The sequence below is a fragment of the Streptococcus mitis genome (genome assembly GCF_005144795.1).
GTDB classification, from domain to species: Bacteria; Bacillota; Bacilli; order Lactobacillales; family Streptococcaceae; genus Streptococcus; species Streptococcus mitis_BB.
The window spans coordinates 58,821-73,062 of record NZ_SWFJ01000003.1; the positions used below are offsets into that span (position 1 = coordinate 58,821).

14 protein-coding genes, 1 pseudogene and 1 riboswitch are annotated in these 14,242 nt (G+C 40.3%); of the genes and pseudogenes, 13 read left to right on the forward strand and 2 right to left on the reverse strand.

The window, feature by feature from the left end; translation table 11 throughout:
* Positions 1-8 precede the first annotated feature (8 nt).
* Positions 9-1,076, forward strand: coding sequence for an ABC transporter ATP-binding protein (locus tag FBF73_RS02770; protein ID WP_124788146.1), 1,068 nt, complete (start codon positions 9-11; stop codon positions 1,074-1,076).
* 10 nt (positions 1,077-1,086) lie between these two features.
* Entirely contained in the window at positions 1,087-2,013 is a 927-nt protein-coding gene (locus FBF73_RS02775) for an ATP-binding cassette domain-containing protein (protein WP_124788145.1), read from the forward strand.
* A gap of 90 nt (positions 2,014-2,103) precedes the next feature.
* Here the strand turns inward: FBF73_RS02775 and FBF73_RS02780 are convergent, their stop codons facing one another.
* Both FBF73_RS02780 and trkA read right to left on the reverse strand, forming a co-directional pair.
* On the reverse strand, positions 2,104-3,543 hold the full coding sequence (locus FBF73_RS02780) for a TrkH family potassium uptake protein (protein WP_136936911.1): 1,440 nt from the start codon (positions 3,541-3,543) through the stop codon (positions 2,104-2,106).
* A 3-nt stretch (positions 3,544-3,546) separates the two neighbouring features.
* A complete protein-coding gene (trkA, locus tag FBF73_RS02785; protein WP_136936912.1) occupies positions 3,547-4,896 on the reverse strand; it encodes a Trk system potassium transporter TrkA in 1,350 nt (449 codons plus the stop codon).
* A 187-nt stretch (positions 4,897-5,083) separates the two neighbouring features.
* On the opposite strand from trkA, the pseudogene FBF73_RS02790 reads away from it, so the two are divergent.
* The 11 genes and pseudogenes from FBF73_RS02790 to pheS all read left to right on the forward strand — a co-directional run bounded on the left by FBF73_RS02790 (position 5,084) and on the right by pheS (position 14,191).
* A pseudogene (locus FBF73_RS02790) lies at positions 5,084-5,469 on the forward strand (SAM-dependent chlorinase/fluorinase).
* 15 nt (positions 5,470-5,484) lie between these two features.
* Positions 5,485-6,030 carry an ECF-type riboflavin transporter substrate-binding protein gene (locus FBF73_RS02795; protein ID WP_000795929.1) on the forward strand — a complete coding sequence of 182 codons (546 nt, stop codon included), beginning with the start codon at positions 5,485-5,487 and terminating at the stop codon, positions 6,028-6,030.
* A 167-nt stretch (positions 6,031-6,197) separates the two neighbouring features.
* Entirely contained in the window at positions 6,198-7,880 is a 1,683-nt protein-coding gene (locus tag FBF73_RS02800; protein WP_136936913.1) for an ABC transporter ATP-binding protein, read from the forward strand.
* Entirely contained in the window at positions 7,865-8,695 is an 831-nt protein-coding gene (locus FBF73_RS02805) for an energy-coupling factor transporter transmembrane component T family protein (protein ID WP_136936914.1), read from the forward strand. Before FBF73_RS02800 ends, FBF73_RS02805 begins: the two co-directional genes overlap by 16 nt.
* 315 nt (positions 8,696-9,010) lie before the next feature.
* The gene (locus FBF73_RS02810) at positions 9,011-9,523 is read left to right on the forward strand and encodes a GNAT family N-acetyltransferase (protein WP_136936915.1); all 513 of its coding nucleotides are present in this window, start codon (positions 9,011-9,013) and stop codon (positions 9,521-9,523) included.
* A 283-nt stretch (positions 9,524-9,806) separates the two neighbouring features.
* Positions 9,807-10,310, forward strand: a complete 504-nt coding sequence (locus tag FBF73_RS02815; RefSeq protein ID WP_125392910.1) for a tRNA (cytidine(34)-2'-O)-methyltransferase — start codon at positions 9,807-9,809, stop codon at positions 10,308-10,310.
* A gap of 59 nt (positions 10,311-10,369) precedes the next feature.
* Positions 10,370-10,604, forward strand: a riboswitch (FMN riboswitch).
* A gap of 164 nt (positions 10,605-10,768) precedes the next feature.
* The gene (locus FBF73_RS02820) at positions 10,769-11,332 is read left to right on the forward strand and encodes an ECF transporter S component (RefSeq protein WP_000185823.1); all 564 of its coding nucleotides are present in this window, start codon (positions 10,769-10,771) and stop codon (positions 11,330-11,332) included.
* The gene (locus FBF73_RS02825) at positions 11,322-11,972 is read left to right on the forward strand and encodes a phosphatase PAP2 family protein (RefSeq protein WP_136936916.1); all 651 of its coding nucleotides are present in this window, start codon (positions 11,322-11,324) and stop codon (positions 11,970-11,972) included. The genes FBF73_RS02820 and FBF73_RS02825 overlap by 11 nt, the downstream gene beginning before the upstream one ends.
* A 27-nt stretch (positions 11,973-11,999) precedes the next feature.
* Positions 12,000-12,419 (forward strand): hypothetical protein, encoded by a 420-nt coding sequence (locus FBF73_RS02830; protein ID WP_000867293.1) that lies wholly within the window; start codon positions 12,000-12,002, stop codon positions 12,417-12,419.
* Between the two features lie 4 nt (positions 12,420-12,423).
* Positions 12,424-12,873, forward strand: coding sequence for a GNAT family N-acetyltransferase (locus FBF73_RS02835; protein ID WP_025171197.1), 450 nt, complete (start codon positions 12,424-12,426; stop codon positions 12,871-12,873).
* Positions 12,874-13,144: 271 nt separating this feature from the next.
* On the forward strand, positions 13,145-14,191 hold the full coding sequence (gene pheS, locus FBF73_RS02840) for a phenylalanine--tRNA ligase subunit alpha (RefSeq protein WP_031237702.1): 1,047 nt from the start codon (positions 13,145-13,147) through the stop codon (positions 14,189-14,191).
* The last annotated feature ends 51 nt before the right edge of the window (positions 14,192-14,242 follow it).

Below are 14,242 nucleotides of genomic sequence, written 5' to 3' on the forward strand. Positions count from 1 at the left end.
GAGTAAATATGACAAAAGAAAATAATGTAATATTGACTGCTCGCGATATTGTCGTGGAATTTGACGTTCGTGACAAAGTGTTAACGGCTATCCGAGGAGTGTCTCTGGATTTGATTGAAGGGGAAGTTCTTGCCTTAGTAGGTGAGTCTGGTTCTGGTAAATCTGTATTAACAAAAACTTTTACAGGAATGTTAGAAGATAATGGGCGTATTGCTCAAGGAAGTATCGACTATCGTGGACAAGACTTGACTGCTCTGGCTTCTAACAAGGAGTGGGAGAAGATTCGTGGTGCTAAAATTGCGACCATCTTCCAAGATCCTATGACAAGTTTGGATCCAATCAATACAATCGGTAGCCAAATTACAGAAGTTATCGTTAAACACCAAGGAAAAACAGCCAAGGAAGCTAAAGAAATGGCAATCGACTATATGAAAAAAGTCGGAATTCCAGAAGCTGAGAAACGTTTTGAAGAATATCCTTTCCAATATTCGGGTGGGATGCGTCAACGTATTGTTATTGCGATAGCTCTTGCTTGTCGTCCAGATATCTTAATCTGTGATGAACCTACAACTGCCCTTGATGTAACTATTCAAGCACAAATTATTGATTTGCTTAAAACCTTGCAAAATGAGTACCACTTTACCATTATCTTTATCACACATGACCTTGGTGTGGTAGCAAGTATTGCAGATAAAGTAGCGGTTATGTACGCTGGGGAAATTGTAGAATATGGAACTGTTGAGGAAGTCTTCTACGACCCACGCCATCCATATACCTGGAGTCTCTTATCTAGCTTACCTCAGCTTGCTGATGATAAAGGTGAATTATACTCTATCCCAGGAACACCGCCATCTCTTTATACTGAGTTGAAAGGTGATGCTTTTGCCCTTCGTTCAGATTATGCTATGCAAATTGACTTTGAACAAAAAGCACCTAAGTTCTCTGTTAGTGATACTCACTGGGCTAAGACTTGGTTGCTTCATGAAAATGCTCCTAAAGTTGAAAAACCAGGAGTTATAGCAGATTTGCATGACAAGATTCGTGATAAAATGGGCTTTGCTCATCTAGAAGACTAGGAGGAAGGAAATGTCTGAAAAATTAGTAGAAATTAAAGATTTAGAAATTTCCTTCGGTGAAGGAAGTAAGAAGTTTGTTGCAGTTAAAAATGCAAACTTCTTTATCAACAAGGGAGAGACATTCTCTCTTGTAGGTGAATCCGGTAGTGGAAAAACAACCATTGGTCGTGCTATTATTGGTTTGAACAATACAAGCAAAGGTGAAATTATCTTTGATGGTCAGAAGATTAATGGGAAAAAATCACACAAGGAATCATCAGAGCTGATTCGTCGTATTCAGATGATTTTCCAAGACCCTGCAGCCAGCTTGAATGAGCGTGCGACAGTTGATTACATTATCTCGGAAGGTCTTTATAACTACCATTTGTTTAAAGATGAAGAAGATAGACAAGAAAAAGTTCAAAAGATGATTCATGAAGTTGGGCTTTTAAAAGAACACTTGACCCGTTACCCACACGAGTTTTCTGGTGGTCAACGTCAGCGTATCGGGATTGCCCGTGCCCTTGTTATGGAGCCTGATTTCGTTATTGCAGATGAGCCCATTTCAGCCTTGGACGTTTCTGTGCGTGCCCAAGTTTTAAACTTGCTTAAGAAATTCCAAAAAGAGTTAGGTTTGACTTATCTCTTCATTGCTCATGATTTGTCAGTTGTTCGCTTTATTTCAGATCGTATCGCAGTTATTTATAAGGGTGTTATTGTAGAGGTTGCAGAAACAGAAGAATTGTTTAATAATCCAATTCATCCATATACTCAGGCCTTGCTTTCAGCTGTACCAATTCCAGACCCAATCTTGGAACGCAAGAAGGTCTTGAAAGTATATGATCCAGATCAACATGATTATGAGACAGATAAGCCATCTATGGTAGAAATTCGTCCAGGTCATTATGTTTGGGCTAATCAAGCGGAAGTAGCTCGTTATACAGCAAATCTTAGATAAGATAATACTACGAGAGGACTATTTGGTCTTCTCATTTTTAGTTTAAAAAATCCCCTTTTACGATTTTGTAAAAGGGGAGTAATGTTGTAATTAACGTTTAGACCAAGTTCTCTTCATAAAGAGAAGTAGGATTGGATAAATCTCCAAACGACCTGCAATCATTGCAAAGGAGAGGAGAATTTTTGAGATAGGACTAAAGATTGAGAAACTAGAAGTGGTTCCTAGAATAGGTCCTATATTATTGAAACAGCTAAAGACAGCGCTGGTCACAACCAGAAAATCGTTGCTATCTAGGCTGACAATAAAGATAAGGGATAGCAAAATCATAGCATAGATAACAAAGTACTTGAGAATCTTATGCTGGGTATCTTTGTCAATTACCGTTTTATTAACATGGAGGGTCAAGACACGGTGGGGCGATAGGATTGACAAAATTTGATTTTTAGCAATTTTTGAAAGGATAAGGCCTCGAATAATCTTGAGTCCACCTGCGGTTGAACCAGCAGAACCACCGATTGCCATGAGGAAGAGAAGGATAAACTGAGAGAAGAGGGGCCAGTTGGTAATATCTCCGTAACCAAAACCAGTCGTTGTAATGATATTGGAAACCTGGAAGAAGGCCATTTCAAAGCTCTTTGAAAATCCTGGGTAGAGATAGAGGGTATTAAGGCTAATCAAGCCTGTAGAAAGTAGCACGATGAGCAAGTAAGCACGAAGTTCCTCGTCACCAAAGAAGGCTTTGACGCGGCGGAGCATGAGGTAGTAGTAGAGATTGAAATTTATCCCAAAAACCAAAACTCCGATACTAACTAGATAGGTAATCAGTGAGCTACCATAGTGGGCGATTCCATCGTTATAGACTGTAAAACCTCCTGTACCTGCTGTTCCCATGGCAATGACAAAACTATCAAATAGGGGCATGCCAGCCAGATAATAGATGATGACAAAGAGGGAAAAGAGAGCTAGATAAAGGAGATAGAGAATCTGGGCAGTGTTTTTTAGTTTGGATACAACCTTGCCAAAAACAGGGCCAGGAACCTCAGCCTTCATCACTTCTAAGTGGCTATTCTTGGCATTATCCATAATAGCAAGTGCAAAAACAAGTACTCCCATCCCTCCAATCAAGTGGGTAAAACTTCGCCAGAAGAGGAGGGAACGACTGAGAACCGAAACGTCGTTCAGAATAGTTGCTCCAGTAGTTGTAAAGCCCGAACTGATTTCAAAAAAGGCATCGATAACGCTGGGAATTTGACCAGCAAAAACAAAGGGGAGACCGCCAAAGAAAGACCAAAGGATCCAACAGAGGGCCACAATCAAGATTCCCTCCTTGGCATAAATCCGTTGATTTTTTGGCTTTTGTAAAATTCCTGAGCCACCTAGTAATACGAGAATCCCAATCGTTGTAAAGAGGGATGTAAAGACTTGGCTCGATTCATGGTAGTAGATGGCAATCGCAACAGGAACCAAGAGGAGAACAGCTTCAATCAAAAGTAACTTTGAAAGGAGGTAACGAATCATACTTTTATTCATTTCTTACCTCACGATTAAATCATAAATCTTGGTGATGTTTGGCAACAGGGTTGTTACTAGGAGCTTGTCTCCGACTTCAAGCGTATCCTCCCCAGTAGGGAAAATAGTCTTGCCCTTTCGAATGATAGCTGCAATAAGAACCCCTTTTTTCAATTTCAGTTGAGAAAGAGGTTTGGCAGTCATTTTATTGGCTTCCTTGATATGGAATTGTAGGGTTTCGATTTGGCCATTTGCTAGATGGTGCATGGCTTGAAGGTCTGAATACTGGGCATTAACACGGCCACGAATAAAGTGCATGATTGTATCTACAGCGATGATTTTCGGAGTGATAATGCTTGAGAAATCAGGCGCATGAATAATTTCAAGGAGACTAGTTCTGTTAACCTTGCTAATATTTTTTTGCACCCCGACACTATCCAGGAACATAGAAGTAATAATATTCTCTTCGTCAACTCCTGTTAGGGTTGCTACTGCATCATAGTTTTGGGCACTTTCTTCTAGCAGGATATCTTTTGCGGTACCATCTCCTTGAACGATGTAGAGATTTGGGAATTTCTCACTAAAGAAACGTGCCCGTTCAGGGTTAATCTCGATGACTTTGGTATCGATACGACTGTCTTTGAGAATACCTAGTAGATAATAGGCAATTCTACCTGCTCCAACGATGAGAAGGCTCTTCACGGCACGAGATTTGAAATAATTATGGAAGAGCATCATATCAACACGGTTACCAGTGACAAAGATTCTATCTTTATCATGTATGGTCATATCACCACTTGGGATGATAATTTGATGATCCCTCTCTATGGCGCAGACAATGACGTTGCCAAATTTTTTCCGAAAATCAGAAATGGGCATTTGGCAAAGACCGCTAGTGGATTTGACGACAAATTCCATGAGGCTAACGCGTCCACCAGCAAAGCGTTCGACAGATAGAGCGTTGGGAAAGTCAATGATGTTGGCGATAGCGCGGGCAGCCAAGAGCTCAGGGTTAACGATAAGAGAAAAGCCGAGAATATTCTTTTCTTTGAAATAAGAGTTAGAGTATTCAGGATTTCGCACTCGAACGATGGTTTCTTTAGCCCCCATTTTCTTAGCTAGAACGGCTGCAATCATGTTCACTTCATCGTACTCAGTCAGGGCGATAAAGATATCACAATCTTGGACACTGGCTTGCTCAAGGATGGTAAAATCAGCCCCGTTACCAAGGATACCCATGATATCAAAGCGACTGACAATATGATTAAGGACGGCTTCGTTTTGTTCAATCAGCAAAACATCGTGCTTTTCTGCAACCAAGGAGCGACAGAGGGCAGAACCAACTTTTCCCCCTCCGACAAGGATAATTTTCATAATAAAACCTACTTCTTCATTATGTAACTATCATACCTTTTTTCAAGAAAAAATGCACCTACTAGCTAATAACAAGAGCTTTTAGTGAAATTTTGCTATAAGGTAAAACTATAGACTAACCAATTGAAATAGCTATTAGCGACTTTCTAGAAAATATGGTATGATAAAGGACATACAGGGAGACAAAATGAATAATAATTTACTGGTATTACAATCAGATTTTGGTCTGGTTGATGGTGCGGTATCGGCTATGATTGGAGTAGCTTTAGAAGAGTCTCAAACCTTAAAAATTCATCATTTGACGCACGATATCACACCTTATAATATTTTTGAAGGGAGCTATTGATATTCTGGATGTTCGTTTTGGACCTCTATCACGCTGATATGCTGGTCTATCAAAATCAGGTTGTTTATGGCAAATCATTTGCAGATGTGAGAATTGGGCAACCAATCCTTTACATCAACTCTCTCTATCGTTTAGGTCTGGCTATCAACCAAGGTTCCTTTGCCAAGGCCTATAATGTGGGTGTCGGTTCATCTTGGACCATTGAAATAAAGAAAATAGAATCATAAAATAGGAGAATATAGATGAAAAATCAATCAATTAAACAAGTTGTTGCTATCGGTGTTGGAGCTGCGCTCTTTGTTGTCATCGGGATGATCAGCATTCCGACACCCGTTCCAAATACAAGCATCCAGCTTCAGTATGCGGTACAGAGCCTCTTATCTATCATTTTTGGCCCTCTAGTGGGACTACTTGTTGGTTTAATTGGGCATGCAGTGAAGGACTCTCTTGCTGGCTACGGTCTGTGGTGGACTTGGATTATTGCTAGTGGTCTCTTTGGTCTAGTCGTCGGACTCTTTAGAAAATACATTCGAGTAACACAGGGTGTTTTTGAGTTGAAGGATATTGTCTTCTTTAACCTCATTCAGATTGTTGCAAATGCTCTTGTTTGGGGTGTCTTGGCACCACTTGGAGATGTTGTGATTTATCAAGAAGCAGCAGAAAAAGTATTTGCCCAAGGGATTGTTGCGGGAATTGCTAATGCTGTAACTGTAGCTATCGCAGGTACTCTTCTCTTGCTAGCTTATTCACGTACGCAGACTCGTTCAGGAAGTTTGAAAAAGGATTAACATAAAGGAAAAGGCTGGGCAACCAGTCTTTTTGCTGTTTATAGGCTAGTCGGGTAAGCAATTTAGGCTAGGAATCTTGTTGGCGCTAAGTTTTTAAGAGAAGAGACTGCAAGAAGGGTTCGATTTATGATAAAATAGAAGTCTAAGAAGCGAATGAAGAGAGTAAGATGAAAGAAGCTATAATTGAGTGGAAGGATTTCTCTTTCCAGTATGAAACGCAACAAGAACCGACCTTGCAAGGAGTGGACTTAACTATTTATAAGGGAGAGAAAGTTTTAATTGTTGGGCCATCTGGGTCAGGCAAGTCTACCTTGGGTCAGTGTTTGAATGGGATTATTCCAAATATTTACAAGGGTCAGACATCTGGAGAATTTTTGATCAAAGGACAAGCAGCCTTTGATATGAGCATCTATGATAAATCTCATCTGGTCAGTACAGTTTTGCAGGATACAGATGGGCAGTTTATCGGTCTGTCCGTGGCAGAAGATTTGGCTTTTGCTCTGGAAAATGATGTGACAGCTCTAGATGAGATGAAAAATCGTGTTCATAAATGGGCAGAAAAGTTGGACCTTATTTCTTTACTGAATCAGCGTCCTCAGGATTTGTCAGGTGGACAAAAGCAACGGGTTAGTCTGGCTGGTGTTTTGATTGATGAAAGTCCGATTCTCTTGTTTGATGAGCCACTCGCCAATCTGGATCCCAAGTCAGGTCAGGATATTATCGAATTGATTGATCAGATTCATAAGGAGGAGGGGACGACGACCCTTATTATTGAGCACCGTTTGGAGGATGTTCTGCATCGCCCTGTTGATCGGATTGTCTTGATAAACGATGGTCGTATCCTCTTTAATGGTGACCCTGATCAGTTACTGGCGACTGATTTATTGACACAAAATGGAATCCGGGAACCCCTTTATCTAACCACTCTCCGTCAATTGGGTGTGGATTTAGTCAAGGAAGAACAATTAGCAGATCTGGATAACTTGTCTATCTCAAAAGGTCAGGTTCAGTTGCAGAATGAACTGGTAAAAGAAACTCCAGAATTGCAGTCACTCTTTAAATTAGAGGAACTGTCTTTTTCTTATGATGATAGACCGATTTTAAAATCCATTTATCTGGATATTAAAAAGGGCGAAAAGATTGCCATTGTCGGGAAAAATGGAGCAGGGAAATCAACCCTAGCCAAGGCCATAAGTAGCTTTATCCAGACGGAAGGTCGCTATCTGTGGGAAGGGCAGGATATCAAAGGAGATTCAGTTGCAGAGCGGGCGGAACGAGTAGGCTATGTGCTGCAAAATCCTAATCAAATGATTTCAACCAACATGATCTTTGATGAGGTGGCTTTGGGACTTCGTTTGCGAGGTGTGGATGAGCAGGAAATTGAAACGAGAGTCTATGAAACCTTGAAAATCTGTGGTCTCTATGAATTCCGTAATTGGCCCATTTCTGCCCTGTCATTTGGTCAGAAAAAACGTGTGACTATTGCATCGATTTTGGTCTTGGGGGCTGAAATTATCCTCTTAGATGAACCAACTGCAGGTCAAGACCAGAAGAACTATACTGAGATTATGGAATTTCTCGAAGAGTTGCATCAAAAAGGTCATACCATTGTCATGATTACCCATGATATGCAATTGATGCTGGATTATTCAGACCGAGCCCTTGTCATAGTGGATGGGGAATTGATTGCTGATACTGATCCAGCTAGTCTGTTGAGCAATCCTGAGCTGTTAGTAAAAGCCAACCTAAAAGAAACTTCAATCTTTAATTTGGCCAAGAAACTAGACGTGGATCCACTTGCTTTAACGGCATTTTACAAAGAAAGGAGAGAAGGATGCAAGCAAAATTAATCGGTTACCAGTATAGAGATACTGTGATTCATCGCTTGTCAGGAGCTGGGAAACTCCTCTTTTTCATTCTGGTATCATTGGCGGCCATGATTAGCTATGATACCAGACTGCTTGTTCTGATTGCTATCTTTTCGGTCTTTCTCCTCTATTTGTCAGAAATCCGTTTTAAAGATGTTTCCTTTGTAGCCGTTTTTGCGACGGTATTTGCCGTTTTAAACGTCTTGATGGTTTATCTCTTTTCTCCCGAGTATGGGGTGGGACTTTACGGAGAGAGAAGTGTGATTTGGCAGGGAATCGGTGCCTACACTCTGACCAGCCAAGAGCTCTTTTATCTGCTAAATCTGGCCATTAAGTATCTTTGCACCATTCCTCTGGCTATTATCTTTTTGATGACAACCCATCCTAGTCAGTTTGCTTCCAGTTTAAATCAAATCGGTGTGCCTTATAAGATTGCCTATTCTGTCAGCCTGACCTTGCGCTATATTCCAGATTTGCAGGAAGAATTCTTTACTATCAAGATGTCTCAGGAGGCGCGTGGGATGGAATTATCTAAGAAAGCTTCTCTCATGCAACGAATCAAAGGCAATCTGCGCATTATTACGCCCTTGATTTTTAGCTCGCTAGAACGCATTGATACTATAGCTACAGCTATGGAGCTTCGGCGCTTTGGGAAAGAGAAAAAACGCACTTGGTATAGTTATCAAGCCTTGAGAAAAGGAGACTATCTTACCTTGCTCTTGGCAGCCTTGTTTTTAGTAACTAGTTTACTACTTATCTTGCAGAATCAGGGACGATTTTACAACCCTTGGAAATAGTATTGTCAAAGTTTTTATTAGATAAGTAAAGAGAAATTATTCTATAACTTTTTATTGATAGATTGTATGAGAAATAAAGTTAATAATTGTATGCTTGAAACTTTTTGACAAAATATGAATTAGTTTGTCTACTTTATAGTAGAATTTACACTACAAAATCAAAGTTATTCAAATATAATCATTTTCAACTAAGTTCAGTGTCATAATGTGGAGACGATATAAAATAGTAAAAGTACTTAATTTAAATCGTGTTAATTTCACTTTGTGTAAACATGAGAAAATTTGAATGTATATAATGACGGGAGATGATTTACAATGATAAGTTTAGAGCTGTTGTCTGAAGAAAATAGTTTAGACGTCTATTTTTTTGAAAAAGAGAATCAAGAGTATTTTGAACGAAATTTATCTCCTAGACCAGCTAACTATTTTGATTTAGAAGGTTTTAAAGAAATTACGAGGGAATTGTTAACGGAACAAACGAATCGGGATGTCTACATGTATCTTATCAGAGATTCGCAAGGCGTTATGGTTGGAAGAATTAATTTAAGTGTTTTAGAGAATAATCGAAAAACAGCAGAGCTTGGGTATAGGATTGGGGAAAATGTTAGCAATTTAGGTTATGCCAGCGAAGCGGTTAAATTCGTTTTAGAAAAGGCCTTTACTATTTATGGTTTACATAGGATTATCGCAGGGACGGCAACGGACAATCTGGCCTCTCAGAGAGTGCTTTTAAAAAATGGCTTCATCTTTAGTAGGGTTATAGAAAATGACTTACAAATTCATAATGAGTGGCTTCATACAGCAGTATTTGAAATAACGAGGTCATAATATCATCATTCCCAGTCCACAGATAGGTATAAAAGAGTAAGCAATTTTTGCAGATATTTAAGAATTTTCTCCTAGAAACCCCAAGAAATAGCTTGAAAAAATTGAAAAAATCAAGTCGTTTCTATTGACAATGATTCTGAAAGTGTTATACTAAGAAAGTAGTTTCGCTGATTTACTTCAAACCTGTTGTGAGGTAAGTTAACGATGCCTTAACCACGCTGTTTGCTGAGCTTGACTCCGGGCAGTGTGGCTATTTTTTTGCAATGGTAAAAGGAAGCAAGTCATGACAAATCACATTGTATTATTTGAACCACAAATTCCACAAAATACAGGCAATATCGCGCGTACTTGCGCTGCGACTAATTCTTTCCTCCACATCATCAAGCCCATGGGCTTTCCTATCGATGACCGCAAGATGAAGCGAGCTGGGTTGGATTATTGGGATAAGCTAGAGATTTATTTTTACGACAGTTTAGAAGATTTCATGTCTCAGATGAAGGGAAAACTCTATCTGATTTCGAAATTCGCTGAGAAAGTGTATTCTGATGTGGATTTATCGACTAACGAAGACCATTATTTTCTCTTTGGACGCGAAGACAAGGGTTTACCTGAGGACTTTATGCGAGAACATCCTGAGAAGGCTCTCCGTATTCCTATGAATGATGAACATGTTCGCAGTCTCAATGTGTCTAATACCGTCTGTATGATTGTCTATGAGGCTCTTCGCCAGCAGAACTTTGCAGGTCTTGAGCTTGTTCATACCTATGAAGTGGATAAATTGAAATAAAAAATGAAAATGAAAATGAACAAAATGCTTGCGCTTGCAAGCGTTTTTTGTTATGATAAAAGAGTCTTCAGGGCAGGGTGTGATTCCCGACCGGCGGTGACTTTAACTAGGAAATGATCTTTTCCTTTTATACTTTGTTGACAAGCTTTGCCTAACCAGAAGTTATGCCTACAGCTTGTCGCCTAGTCTAAAAGAAAAATCTCTATTTCCTTCTCTTTAAAGAAGTCCGCGAGCGCAAGCTGATGTGGTGAGATTCCACAACCGACAGTATAGTCTGGATGGGAGAAGACGAAAGAATAGCTTTGTCTGTTCTGATAGATTTATAGCTAGATTGTAACCGCTTGCTTTTATTTTCTTTGATAGAGTGAGAGGGAACTTTTGGGATATAAAAAGTGAGAATAGATAGAGGAATCCTTTCTAACTTCTTCTGATTTTATAGAAAATTGGAGGAACCTGTTATGACAAACACACGTCGACTTTCGACCATTGCAATTTTATCAGCCATCTCATTTGTGCTGATGTACTTTGACTTTCCGCTTTTACCAGCGGCGTCCTTCCTCAAGATCGAATTTAGTATCTTGCCAGTCCTTGTGGGTCTGGTGGTCATGGATTTGCCTGCTGCTCTAGGAATTCTCTTGCTTCGCTCACTCTTGAAATTGCTTCTTAATAGTCAAGGAGTGAATACTTACATTGGTTTGCCGATGAATATCGTAGCTTTGGGAGTTTTTGTCATCGTATTTGCTTTGATTTGGAAAAAGGAACGGACAACCCTTCGTTTCCTACTAGGCTCTCTAGCTGGGACTATTGGTTTAACCGTGGCTATGTTGGTTCTCAACTATGTTTACGCTGTTCCTTTGTACGCTAAGTTTGCTAACTTTGATATTGGAAAAATTTTGGGACTTTCCAACTACCTAATGACCATGGTATTACCTTTTAACTTGATTGAGGGTGTAATCTTTTCCGTTTCATTCTGGTTGTTGTACGTCCTTTTGAAACCAACCTTAAAACATTATGAGAGATAAACAAACATTTTTAATGAAGGGCAGTTTTGCCCTTTTACTTTTCGTTATTCTTGGCTACATGGTCAAATTTTACCCTGAAACGCTGGTCGGTTTTGACCAACCGATACAGACTGCCGTTCGAGGAGACTTACCAGATTATTTGACTATTCTTTTCCGCGCCATCACACGCTTGATTGATATTCCAGTGATTATCACTTGGGTTGTCATTACAGCTTTTGTCTTTTATCGTAATCGGTGGAAGATAGAAAGTTTCTTCATGCTGGGAAATCTGGCTTTGGCAGGACTTTTAATCGTGACCTTTAAAAATATCTACCAGCGCCCGCGACCAGCTATTTTACACTTGGTTGAGGAGAAGGGATTTTCTTTCCCAAGTGGCCATTCTCTGGCTGTAACCTTGATGGTAGGCACTCTGATTGTCATTCTCAGTCAACGGATGAAAGACCCAGTCTGGAGAAAAATCGTACAAATCGTCCTTGGCCTCTACCTAGTCAGTGTGTTGGTATCAAGGGTCTATCTGGGAGTTCATTATCCATCAGACGTTCTTGCCAGTCTCTGTGTGGGCTTGGGAGTCTTGTTTATCGAGTTTCCCTTCTATGACAAGCTACGCTTCCAATGGCGATTTAAAGGCAAGCAGAAGTGAGTATCAAATTCCCTTGAGGAGAAAGAAATGAAAGTCAATATAGCAGATCTTCATCCGACTCAACTATACTTATCAGAAAAGAAGTTGCAAGATATTCAGATGCTTTACCAGTCGGCAGAAACAATCCAAGTCGATCCAATCAGTATTCTTGCCTTTGGAGATTGCTTGTTGATTACAGATGGGCATCACAGGGCTTATCAGGCTTTATTGGCAGGTCGGGATACGATTTCTGCTGAGTGGGATAGAGATGGTGGTGATGAACTATATCATCTCTATGCGCAAGCCTGCGAAGAAAGAAAAATTTACTCTGTTCTGGATTTAAAAAATCATATCTTAGCTCAAGATGAGTATGAAGCAAAATGGTATAACTGGTGTGATGGTTTTAATCAAGCAGCAACTCTTTTGTTGAAAAGGAAAGCAGATGAAACAGACCCTACAAATAGATAATTCACTGCGTCTTGTTCCTTATTATAAGGTCAATCATTGTGAAGAAGCTCTTGCTTGGTATCAGGATGTGAACTTGGTTCACCTCGTAGATGGGGTGAAGCTTCCTTATAGTCAAGAAACTTTGGAAGCCATGTATTCCTATTTGGATCAGCATGGTGAGCTTTTTTGGATTGAAGTCAAGGAGAAGGGTGAATGGTTTCCAATTGGGGATGTTACACTATCTCAGGACAATCTCCCCATTGTGATTGGAAATCCCGCTTACCAACATCGAGGACTTGGAAAAAAGATCCTAAGTACTTTGATTGAATTGGCTCGAATAAAAGGATGGAAAGAATTGAGAGTCAAGGAAATCTACACTTACAATCATGTATCTAGGCGCTGTTTCAAGTCGCTTGGATTTGTGGAAAATGGAGCAACAGAAAAAGGAACGAGTTTTGTATTGAAATTAGTCTAATCTAACTTGTTTTTTAACTCAAAATCTGATAAACTATGTAGTAATTGAATAGAAATCTGCAAGACTAGTAACTCAAGGGAAGTATATCAGGGAGGAGAGCCGTGACTGCAAGCTCTTTATATGAAAGCTGGGTGAATTCACTTGCGCATGGATTTAGAAATGAAGGTCTGACTTGTCAGATGAAAACGGATGGTACCGCGTGTCAACGCTCCGAGTGGAGTTTTTGGCATGTGGTTTTCTTTTTATCTGATAAGCGACTGATGGAGGAATTATGTCAACTATTGAAGAACAATTAAAAGCGCTTCGTGAAGAAACGCTGGCTAGCTTGAAGCAGATTACTGCTGAAAATAAAAAAGAGATGCAAGATTTGCGTGTCTCTGTCCTTGGTAAAAAGGGTTCGCTCACTGAAATCCTCAAAGGGATGAAAGATGTTTCTGCTGAGATGCGTCCAATCATTGGGAAACACGTCAATGAAGCTCGTGATGTCTTGACAGCAGCCTTTGAAGAAACAGCTAAGCTCTTGGAAGAAAAGAAAGTCGCAGCTCAACTGGCTAGCGAGAGTATCGATGTGACGCTTCCAGGTCGCCCAGTTGCTACTGGTCACCGTCACGTTTTGACACAAACCAGTGAAGAAATCGAAGATATTTTCATTGGGATGGGTTACCAAGTCGTGGATGGTTTTGAAGTGGAGCAAGACTACTATAACTTTGAACGTATGAACCTTCCAAAAGACCACCCAGCTCGTGATATGCAGGACACATTCTATATCACAGAAGAAATCTTGCTACGTACTCACACGTCTCCAGTTCAGGCGCGTGCTATGGATGCCCATGATTTCTCTAAAGGTCCTTTGAAAATGATCTCACCAGGGCGTGTGTTCCGTCGTGACACAGACGATGCGACCCACAGTCACCAGTTCCACCAAATTGAAGGCTTGGTTGTTGGGAAAAATATCTCTATGGCTGATCTTCAAGGAACCCTTCAGTTGATTGTGCAAAAAATGTTCGGTGAAGAGCGTCAGATCCGTCTGCGTCCATCTTACTTCCCATTCACAGAGCCATCTGTTGAGGTGGATGTTTCTTGCTTCAAGTGTGGTGGAGAAGGCTGTAACGTATGTAAGAAAACAGGTTGGATCGAAATTATGGGTGCCGGTATGGTTCACCCACGTGTCCTTGAAATGAGTGGTATCGATGCGACTGTTTACTCTGGATTTGCCTTTGGTCTTGGACAAGAGCGTGTAGCTATGCTCCGTTACGGAATCAACGATATCCGTGGATTCTACCAAGGAGATGTCCGCTTCTCAGAACAGTTTAAATAAGATTGAAACATGTAATACAGTCCTAGTCAGGTAAATGGTAAGGGCTGACTC

Bases quoted from the DNA above. Each gene is read 5' to 3' on its own strand.
- FBF73_RS02770 (WP_124788146.1), top strand. From the start codon at position 9: ATGACAAAAGAAAATAATGTAATATTGACTGCTCGCGATATTGTCGTG.
- FBF73_RS02775 (WP_124788145.1), top strand. From the start codon at position 1,087: ATGTCTGAAAAATTAGTAGAAATTAAAGATTTAGAAATTTCCTTCGGT.
- FBF73_RS02780 (WP_136936911.1), bottom strand. From the start codon at position 3,543: ATGAATAAAAGTATGATTCGTTACCTCCTTTCAAAGTTACTTTTGATT.
- trkA (WP_136936912.1), bottom strand. From the start codon at position 4,896: ATGAAAATTATCCTTGTCGGAGGGGGAAAAGTTGGTTCTGCCCTCTGT.
- FBF73_RS02795 (WP_000795929.1), top strand. From the start codon at position 5,485: ATGAAAAATCAATCAATTAAACAAGTTGTTGCTATCGGTGTTGGAGCT.
- FBF73_RS02800 (WP_136936913.1), top strand. From the start codon at position 6,198: ATGAAAGAAGCTATAATTGAGTGGAAGGATTTCTCTTTCCAGTATGAA.
- FBF73_RS02805 (WP_136936914.1), top strand. From the start codon at position 7,865: ATGCAAGCAAAATTAATCGGTTACCAGTATAGAGATACTGTGATTCAT.
- FBF73_RS02810 (WP_136936915.1), top strand. From the start codon at position 9,011: ATGATAAGTTTAGAGCTGTTGTCTGAAGAAAATAGTTTAGACGTCTAT.
- FBF73_RS02815 (WP_125392910.1), top strand. From the start codon at position 9,807: ATGACAAATCACATTGTATTATTTGAACCACAAATTCCACAAAATACA.
- FBF73_RS02820 (WP_000185823.1), top strand. From the start codon at position 10,769: ATGACAAACACACGTCGACTTTCGACCATTGCAATTTTATCAGCCATC.
- FBF73_RS02825 (WP_136936916.1), top strand. From the start codon at position 11,322: ATGAGAGATAAACAAACATTTTTAATGAAGGGCAGTTTTGCCCTTTTA.
- FBF73_RS02830 (WP_000867293.1), top strand. From the start codon at position 12,000: ATGAAAGTCAATATAGCAGATCTTCATCCGACTCAACTATACTTATCA.
- pheS (WP_031237702.1), top strand. From the start codon at position 13,145: ATGTCAACTATTGAAGAACAATTAAAAGCGCTTCGTGAAGAAACGCTG.